We start from the raw sequence: 9,392 nt of genomic DNA, 5'->3' as shown, positions 1-9,392 counted from the left end.
TAACACCAATGTCAGATGAGTTCTCTACAAACTATTATTATAGAATGCAGGGACTGTCGGATACATGGATTTATTCTAATGGAAATAACTCTGCAACTTATACTAACTTATCTCCTGGGAAATACGTTTTTCAAGTTTATGCTATAAACAAGCTTTCTGGAGAAAAGTCACCTGAAAAAGAAGTGAATATAATAATAACGCCACCTTGGTGGTCTTCAACTCAAGCTAAAATATTTTACTTTATTATTCTAATTTTTATCACCCTATTCATCTTTAAAGCTATACTAAGAAAAAGAGAAGTCCAGCGACAAATAGCTTTAAGTGAGGAGCGCCTAAAGCTGTCTCTCTGGGGAAGTGGCGATGAAATGTGGGACTGGGATATAGAAACGGGTAATATTTTCCGCTCGAATATTTGGGGTGCATTAGAGTTTCCAAGGGATGGCCACCGTTCAGGTAATAATGATGAAGAAAGTAACATTCACCCCATGGATCAGGAACGCGTCAGAGAAGCACTGAATAAACATTTCTATGGTGAGACAGATCACTTTGAAGCGGCATATAGAGTTAAGGGCAAAGATGATAGCTGGATCTGGATTTTAGATAGGGCCAAAATTGTAGAAAGAGATGATAAAGATAATGCCCTTCGAATGACAGGTACTATTAAAAATATCAGTCAATTTAAACAAAAAGAAGAACAATTAAAACTGTTCGAAAAAGCCATCGAAAATATTTCAGAAGGCATGTTTATTCTCGACAGCGAGTATCGTTTTGTCGAGGTCAACGAAGCATGTTGTAGAATTTCACAGCGAAATAGAGCTGATTTTATTGGTAATTTGCTTACCTTTGAATTATATCCAGAGTCCTTCTCAAATCAGATCCGCAGTATGCTGAAGCAGCAAGGTCGATGGGCGAGTGAAGTCGAAGCTAGTCGTGGTGATAAAAGCCATTTCCATATGGAGCTCACCATAGACGCGATTTACGATGAGTCGGGCGAACTATCACACTATGTAGGTGTTTTCTCCGACATATCAAGACGTAAACAGCAGGAAGAAGAGCTTCGAAAACTCACCAACAATGATTTACTGACTGGCCTGCCAAACCGTTCAAACTTACAAGTCACATTAGGGAACTTAGTCAATAAAGAAATTAATCATGCATTAATGGTACTCGATTTAGATAATTTTAAGCGTATTAATGACTCATTAGGTCATCAAATTGGCGATCAATTACTTAAACTGGTATCTGTCAGAATAAAATCCTCCGTACCGAAAAACACGAGCATCTATCGTTTAGGTGGAGATGAATTTGCCATTGTGCTCGATAAAACCTCTGATATAAGTGCCTGCGCGGCAATTGCGGGACGAATTATTGAAGCTTTTAAAGCTGTATATGAAATAGGCAATGAGCAACTTGTTTTGGGTGCAAGTATCGGGATTGTACTTTATCCAGAGGATGAACAGAGTGAACAAGCATTACTGAGAAAGGCGGATATTGCCATGTACCATGCAAAATCGGCTGGCGGTAATTGTTACCAATTCTACTCAGAATCTCTTAACCAACATGCGATTAAGCAATTAGAAATTGAAAATCTTATCAGGGAAGGTTTAAAAGATGATTTATTTGAGGTGTATTACCAGCCTAAAGTTGATCTAAAGCATGGTCATGTTACCGGAATGGAAGCCTTAGTGAGATTAAATCATCCAATCTTAGGACTTATTCCACCGAATGATTTTATTCCTCTTGCAGAAGAAAATGGCCTCATTATTGAAATTGGCGAAATTGTACTCAGAAAAGCCTGTTTTGCCGCCCAAAAATGGCGTGAACAGGGTCTGTTTAAAGGGAGAGTCGCCGTCAATTTATCGTCACGTCAGTTTGCACTGCCCGATCTGCAACAACGAATTGAATCTATTTTACGATTAACACAATTGCCAGCTGCACATCTTGAACTCGAAATCACCGAAGGGACGGTGATTAAACAACCGGAAATGGCCATTATCGTTATGCAGCAATTGACGAAAATGGGTGTCAATCTAGCATTAGACGACTTTGGTACGGGTTATTCGTCACTTTCCTACTTAAAACGATTCCCAATCCATACGCTAAAAATCGATAAAGCCTTTGTCGATGATATTGATAAGTCAGATCGTGATTTGAAAATGGTCGATTCTATTATCACCATTGCTCATAATATGGGACTATCCGTGGTTGGAGAAGGTGTTGAACAAGCAGCACAGCTAAATATCCTACGCGCCCTAAACTGTGAAGAAATACAAGGTTATATCTTTAGCAAAGCGATTAATGAGACCGAGTTTACTCAATTGCTGCAAGATGACCGGAGTAAATTCATGCCCCACCACAACATTATTTGATCATCTAATTATCTCTCTGTCGGTAGTTTGAAACATTGGCACAACATCTGCAGATAGATGTCCAGTGTCAAAAAATAAAATATTATCAACTACCCTGAGAGATAAAACGATGAAAGGAATTCTTACCGCAGCAGCTTTACTGTCTACTATCGGCTTTGTAACAACTGCCGCAGCCATTGAAACAACTGTAACTGTAGAGAAAAGCCTCTCTCAAACTGTTGTGTCATCTGAAGCGACTAAAGAAGTTGATCAAGAAGTCGCTGGTCATCCGTATGTCAAATTCAAACCATTTGAAGTCGCTGGCCACCCGTATGTCAAATTCAAACCATTTGAAGTCGCTGGTCACCCGTATGTCAAATTCAAACCATTTGAAGTCGCTGGTCACCCATATGTGAAATTCAAACCATTTGAAGTCGCTGGTCACCCGTATGTCAAATTCAAACCATTTGAAGTCGCTGGTCACCCATATGTGAAATTCGCTAACTCAAATACTGAAATAGCGTAATTTAACTGTAAATTGAGGTCACAGAATATGATTAACTCACTAAAAAAAGCACTTGGTTTCGCAAAGCCTGTTCGTAAAAAAGTAAAATTACCAGAAGGCTTAAACCACCTTGAAGTGATCCCAGCAAAGGGTTGGTGGAATTAATTCCATCTAAATCTGAAAACATTATCGTTTAGATAGTCTAGAGCTACTCAGCTAGCGCGCAGCCTAGGCCAATAAAAAAGGAGCTTAATGCTCCTTTTTTATTGGTCACATTTACGACAAATCATATCTATATTAAGCGGTTAGACATCCGTCAGAACTCTGACACACTCTTCTTAGTGCAATACGCTTATGGGAGGAAAAGAGTGGAAATGCTAAGGGTCCTAGTATAAATCCCATTACAGCCCAATAGCTTACCGTTAACCCAGCTCTAAAAGCCGCAATCCCAAAACACCACGAACAACTCACCGACAAGGCAGCAACTATATAAAACATCAATCCCACAGCAACCTCTTTAATCGACTAAGTCATTATGTGCAAATCAAAAAATAGCAGTTTGCTATACAAATGGACTCCGAGCGAGGCTACTTATAAGCATTAATCAACATCAGATATGCACATACGGTATAACAGCACAACTGCCGTAATAGGACGCCATAATACAAGATCCCCCCAATAAATGTGAACGTTTTTTAGGCAAAACTTAGCCTTGAGGCAATAAAAAAGCGGCATAGCATTGCCGCTTTTTTGACCAAAACATCTAAGTATTAGAAGAAACGAGCTTTTTCTGCCGCCATCGCCTTAAGGCGTGGGCAAGGCTCAAATCGATCGCCATATTGCGTTTGATAACGTTCAAGTATTTTGACTAAGTTATCCGCGCCTAAAGTATCGATATAATGGAATGGGCCACCTAAGAATGGTGGGAAACCGATGCCAAAGATAGCGCCGATATCACCATCGCGCGGTGAGGCAATAATGCCTTCATCTAAGCAGCGCACAGCTTCGTTGAGCATTTGCACTACACAGCGTTCCGCTACCGCGCTCATTTCTTTATCGACACCAGGCTTGATGCCTAATACGCTATACACACTTTCATCGACGGCTTTTTTCTTGCTGGCGGCAACACCATACTGATAAAAACCTTTGCCGTTTTTACGGCCCTTTCTATCGTCGCTTAACAGCTTGTCGAAAGCAGCTGGGGCTTTAAAACGTTCGCCAAGCTCTTTTTCAAGAATGGGAGCGATTTTAGCGCCCACATCAATACCGACTTCATCAAGCAAAGTGATAGGGCCAACGGGGAAACCAAACTTCACTAACGCTTTATCGAGATGTTCAACACTTTGCCCTTCTAGCAGCAATTGTGCGGCTTCGTTCATATAAAGCGCGAGGATGCGGTTAACATAAAACCCCGCGCCATCTTGTACTACGATTGGTGTTTTACCCTGTTTACGGGCAAAGGCGACCGTGGTGGCAATGGTTTCTGGGGAGGTTTTGGCGTGGGCAATCACTTCCACCAGCGGCATTTTTTCTACTGGCGAGAAGTAATGTAAGCCAATCACATTTTCAGGACGGCTAGCCGCTTGTGCAATTTGACCAATGGGTAACGATGAGGTGTTAGACGCAAAAATCGTATGCTCACCGCACTCACGCTCAATGTCTTTAACCATTTGATGTTTGAGCGCTAAATCCTCAAATACCGCTTCAACAACAATATCGGCATCCTTAACGCCTTTATATTCGGTCGTCGTTGTCATCAGCGCCATTAAATTGTCGCGTGCAGCTGGCGTCATATGACGACGTTTAACGCCTTTATCCAATAACTTATAGGCGTAGGAAAGCGCGTTGCTTAAGCCCTTTTCGTTAATGTCTTTTACCCGCGCAGGGATTTTAGCCTTAGTCGTCGTTACCGAAGCAATACCACCGCCCATCAAACCGCCCCCTAAGATCACTGCTTTTTTGACTTTACGTGGCGTAGCCCCTTCGGCGCCGGTTTCTTTCTTCATCTCTGTGGTTGCAAAGAAAATACTGCGCAGCGCTTCAGATTCTTTCGACACCACCAGTTCAGCAAAATGGCTGGCTTCTACCTCAAGCCCTTTTTGCATTCCCTTCGCCATACCTTGACGCACGCAATCAATAATTTTTGCAGGCGCGGGGTAGTTCCCTTGGGTTTTCTTAGCGACTTGCTTAGCGGCTTGATCAAAAATAATGTTGCGACCAAAGCCAGTACCTTCAAGCAATTGGTTTACTAGTGATTTTTTAACTGGCTTAGCTGTTTTTTTACCCGCGAGCGCCATCTCCACTGCGGTTTGCAGTAAAATCGTCTGTGGCACCACATCGTTAACTAAACCCATCTTTAACGCTTGTTTCGGACGAATTTGTTTACCCGTCAACATCATATCTAACGCAGTGGTGATCCCCACTAAACGAGGCAAACGCTGAGTACCGCCACCACCGGGTAATAAACCGAGTTGCACTTCGGGTACGCCCAGCATGGTCTTGCCATCATCACTGCATACACGTTGATGACAGGCAAGCGCAAGCTCTAAACCGCCTCCTAAACAGGCGCCATGAATAGCTGCAACCACAGGGATATTTAAGGCTTCTAACTCGTTAAACACCACATGCCCTTGCTGGGATAAGGCTTTGGCATCGCCCGCCGTTTGGCAAGCATCGAGCATAGAGATATCAGCACCGGCAACAAATGAATCTTTTTTACCCGAAATCAGCACTAGGCCACGGATACTACTATCACGTTTAATCTCAGATAGGATCTCACTGATCTCAGGGCCAAACTCCGCCTTGAGGGTATTCATGGTTTCGCCAGGTACGTCCATCGTTAGAATGGCGATACCGTCTTCACGGCGGGTTAAATTAAATGTCTTTTCCATCGCCATTACTCCACTTCTACAATCATTGCAGCCCCTAAACCACCCGCAGCACAGGCCGTTGCCAGGCCCGTTCCGCCGCCACGACGTTTAAGCTCACGACAAACCTGAGTGATTAAACGCGTACCTGTAGCCGCAAAAGGATGACCATAGGCTAAGGAGCCACCGAGTACGTTGAATTTGCTCATATCGATGTCGCCAATGGCGCGGTTGCGGCCAAGTTTTTCTTCGGCAAATTTTTTGGAAGCAAACATCTGCATATTGGCTAGGGTTTGCGCTGCAAAAGCTTCGTGCATTTCGATGAGGGTTAAATCCTCTAATTCCATGCCAGCACGTTTTAATGCCAATGGCGTCGCATAAGATGGGCCCATTAGCATATCTTGCCAGACATCAATGGCGGTAAATGCGTAGCTCTTAATGTAACCAATTGGTTGATAACCAAGAGCTTTAGCGCGGCCTTCACTCATCAAAATGATCGCCGAGGCGCCATCGGTCAGCGGCGTACTGTTCGCGGCCGTCACGCTACCATGCTTTTTATCGAAAGCGGGACGCAGTTTGGCGTAAGAAGCTAAATCGGAGTTTTCACGAATATTGTTATCACGCTCGATAAACTGTTTGTAGGGTGGGACATGGGCCACCATCACTTCATCACGTAGATGGCCCGAAGCCCAGGTTTCACTCGCCAGCGTGTGGGAGCGGTGCGCCAGCGCATCTTGATCGGCGCGGCTAATATTGTAAGTCTTGGCCATTTGCTCTGCGGTTTGTCCCATGGACAAACCCGTTGAATACTCAGCCACGGCTGGCGGTACAGGCAATAAATCTTTAATGCCTAAACGGCGAAAAATCTGTAATTTTTGACCAAAAGTACGGGCTTTGTTCAGATCGACTAAGGCATGGGCGAGCTTTTTAGACACACCAATAGGTAATACAGAAGAAGAGTCGGCGCCGCCGGCAATACCAATCTCAATATTGCCCGTCATGATTGACTCGGCCACATTCACCGCAGATTGAAAACTGGTCGCACAGGCGCGGGTCACGCTATAGGCATCGGTAGAGACATCCATACCCGTTCCTAATACGATTTCACGGGCAATATTCGGTGCCGCAGGCATTTGTACCACCTGACCATACACGAGTTGCTCAATCAATTTAGGATCCAGTTCGCTACGAACAAGCAGTTCGTTAACCACCATTTTACCCATATCGAGCGCCGATACTCCGTGGAATGCGGTCGCCTGTTTCGCAAATGGCGTTCTTAAGCCCGCCACAATAGCGATACGCTCACCCTTTGCATTAGTTACCTGTTGTCTATCACTCATTTGTCACCCTCTTTATGTGCGCTATCGCTGAGAGATTTCAGGCGGCGCTATCGATTTCCATGTTTGCCCTGCTGTTTGGCACCAAAAAAGCCTAATAACAGGTCTGACCATTAAAGTGTGATCTGATTCTAACTTCTTGTCAGCAAGTTTTAAACACCTGTTTGTTTTTTTAACACTAGCCAAACCCTTAGGGAATTCTTTACCATATTCGTTGTCTTAAGCCCACACACGTATTTTCAATTGATATTTTCAACCTAAAAACGAGTAGCATCATGCCTTTGAGTCGCTTCCATGCATTACGCACTTACCTAAATAAGGTTGTTTTAGGGCAGCCAGTACTGACCGAAAATCTGCTCATTGCCCTCATCGCCAATGGCCATTTATTAGTAGAAGGTCCACCAGGACTTGCCAAAACCCGCGCGGTTAAAGCCCTTTGCGACGGAGTTGAAGGCGATTTTCACCGGATCCAATTTACCCCTGACTTGCTGCCTGCCGACTTAACAGGAACGGATATCTATCGCTCCCAAACCGGTACCTTTGAATTTGAAGCTGGTCCAATTTTCCATAACCTGATCCTCGCCGATGAAATCAACCGCGCCCCCGCTAAAGTGCAGTCGGCGTTATTAGAGGCCATGGCGGAAGGTCAAGTGACCGTGGGAAAAAATAGTTATCAATTGCCACCGTTATTTTTAGTGATGGCAACGCAAAACCCCTTGGAAAACGAAGGCACTTATCCGCTGCCCGAAGCTCAGCTCGACCGTTTTTTAATGCACCTGAATTTGGATTACCCAAGTGGCGACACCGAGATCGAAATCTTGCGTCAATCCCGTAAGGAAGCACTCACCCACGAGTTGCCAACCACTGAGCCGATTGCTCAAGCGGATATTTTTGCCGCCCGTGATGAAGCAATGGAAATCTATCTAGCTGAGCCGCTAGAGAAATACATAGTCGAAATTATTATGGCAACCCGTCAACCCGCGCGTTACAGCGACGAACTGACCAAATGGTTAGAGTACGGTGTGAGTCCTCGTGCGACGATTTCGCTTGAACGCTGCGCCCGCGCCAGAGCCTGGTTACACGAGCGCGATTTTGTCTCTCCCGAGGATATTCAAGCTGTTGCGCCCAATGTATTAAGGCACAGACTGCTGCTGAGCTATCAAGCGCAGGCCGAAGGGGTCAGCCGCGACCAAGTGATTAACCATATTTTGACTCAAGTCGCCGTGCCTTAGACCTGAACGCCATAAAACAGTCCCATAGCTATGTGTTCAGGTGGCGAACAAACTAACGTTAAGTTAAATAAATGGCTTTAAATGAGTGACTTTGAATGAATAACAGTGCGCTAAACGCATCCCTACATAATGATGTTGCACAACATGGCTTACCTCTTAATGGTTTGCCCTTGTTTGCCGACGGGTTGCATTTAACCGAGAAGGAACTGCTCGCCTGCCAGACCATAGCTCGGGCTATCCCAGAGCGTCACAGCCGAGCACGTGCCAATCTGGCAGGTCATCGCAGCAGTCTAATCAAAGGCCGCGGGATGGAATTTGCCGAAGTGCGCCATTATCAGCAAGGTGATGATGTCCGCACCATAGATTGGCGCGTCACAGCCCGCACTGGGCAAACCCACACCAAACTCTTTATCGAAGAGCGCGAGCGCCCTATTCTGCTGCTGCTCGATTTAAGCCAGAGTCTGTATTTTGGCTCGAGTTTGCTGTTACAGTCGGTTCAAGCGGGGCATCTGGCTACCACGCTTGGCTGGAACGCAATTAACCACGGCGACCGACTCGGCGCCTTAATCGCCTGCGAATCGGAGCACCTTGAATTAAAACCCCGCAGTCGCCGCCAAGGGATATTGCAGCTCATCTCAAGCCTGCGCCGAGTGCACGAGCAGCAACTCAATCAGCTCGGCAGTCATCCGCGCGATCCTGATCATATCCTGCGCGCCTGCCAGCGGTTGCAACGCATCGCTAAACCGGGCTCATTAATTTGGATCATCACCGATGGCAGCCATTTTACGCCGCAATGTATCGCGCCGCTGACAGAACTCAAACGCCACTGTGATATTGGCGCGTATTTGATAACAGACCCTTTGAGGCAAGGTAACCTGAATTTGCCTAAACAGTTCAGTTTACCCGTCCGAGATGGGGAGCAAGACTTAGTGTTGACTCGCCATAGCTATCAGGCGTGGCTTGCGCTGCAACACCAGCAACAGAATGACTTTATTACCATGATGCAAAAGCTTAGGGTACACACCCAATTTATCGATGCAGGCTTACCGCTTGCAGAGCAATTAGCATTGCTGCAGTAACCACATGGCAGAGAAGCAATTCAG

General features: G+C 45.3%; 6 protein-coding genes. 4 read left to right on the top strand and 2 right to left on the bottom strand.

Annotated elements, in window-relative coordinates; genetic code table 11:
- On the top strand, window positions 1-2,369 hold a 2,369-nt coding region (locus MMG82_RS12175; RefSeq protein WP_241406894.1), incomplete at its 5' end, for an EAL domain-containing protein.
- Between the two features lie 109 nt (window positions 2,370-2,478).
- Window positions 2,479-2,874 (top strand): hypothetical protein, encoded by a 396-nt coding sequence (locus MMG82_RS12170; RefSeq protein WP_047535110.1) that lies wholly within the window; start codon window positions 2,479-2,481, stop codon window positions 2,872-2,874.
- Between the two features lie 749 nt (window positions 2,875-3,623).
- On the opposite strand, the gene fadJ is transcribed toward MMG82_RS12170, so the two are convergent.
- Window positions 3,624-5,744, bottom strand: coding sequence for a fatty acid oxidation complex subunit alpha FadJ (gene fadJ, locus MMG82_RS12165; protein ID WP_241406893.1), 2,121 nt, complete (start codon window positions 5,742-5,744; stop codon window positions 3,624-3,626).
- 5 nt (window positions 5,745-5,749) lie between these two features.
- Complete coding sequence (gene fadI / locus MMG82_RS12160) at window positions 5,750-7,060, bottom strand: acetyl-CoA C-acyltransferase FadI (RefSeq protein WP_241406892.1); 1,311 nt, start codon at window positions 7,058-7,060, stop codon at window positions 5,750-5,752.
- Between the two features lie 272 nt (window positions 7,061-7,332).
- On the opposite strand from fadI, the gene MMG82_RS12155 reads away from it, so the two are divergent.
- The gene (locus tag MMG82_RS12155) at window positions 7,333-8,289 is read left to right on the top strand and encodes a MoxR family ATPase (RefSeq protein ID WP_099458378.1); all 957 of its coding nucleotides are present in this window, start codon (window positions 7,333-7,335) and stop codon (window positions 8,287-8,289) included.
- 95 nt (window positions 8,290-8,384) lie between these two features.
- On the top strand, window positions 8,385-9,368 hold the full coding sequence (locus MMG82_RS12150; protein ID WP_241406891.1) for a DUF58 domain-containing protein: 984 nt from the start codon (window positions 8,385-8,387) through the stop codon (window positions 9,366-9,368).
- Window positions 9,369-9,392: the final 24 nt, after the last annotated feature.

The organism is Shewanella sp. MM_2022_3 (assembly GCF_022557375.1).
Taxonomy (GTDB): Bacteria; Pseudomonadota; Gammaproteobacteria; order Enterobacterales; family Shewanellaceae; genus Shewanella; species Shewanella xiamenensis.
This window is presented reverse-complemented; position numbering and strand designations above follow the sequence as displayed.

What these genes read in the sequence shown, in the direction of transcription:
- MMG82_RS12170 (WP_047535110.1), top strand. Translation starts at nt 2,479, where the DNA reads ATGAAAGGAATTCTTACCGCAGCAGCTTTACTGTCTACTATCGGCTTT.
- fadJ (WP_241406893.1), bottom strand. Translation starts at nt 5,744, where the DNA reads ATGGAAAAGACATTTAATTTAACCCGCCGTGAAGACGGTATCGCCATT.
- fadI (WP_241406892.1), bottom strand. Translation starts at nt 7,060, where the DNA reads ATGAGTGATAGACAACAGGTAACTAATGCAAAGGGTGAGCGTATCGCT.
- MMG82_RS12155 (WP_099458378.1), top strand. Translation starts at nt 7,333, where the DNA reads ATGCCTTTGAGTCGCTTCCATGCATTACGCACTTACCTAAATAAGGTT.
- MMG82_RS12150 (WP_241406891.1), top strand. Translation starts at nt 8,385, where the DNA reads ATGAATAACAGTGCGCTAAACGCATCCCTACATAATGATGTTGCACAA.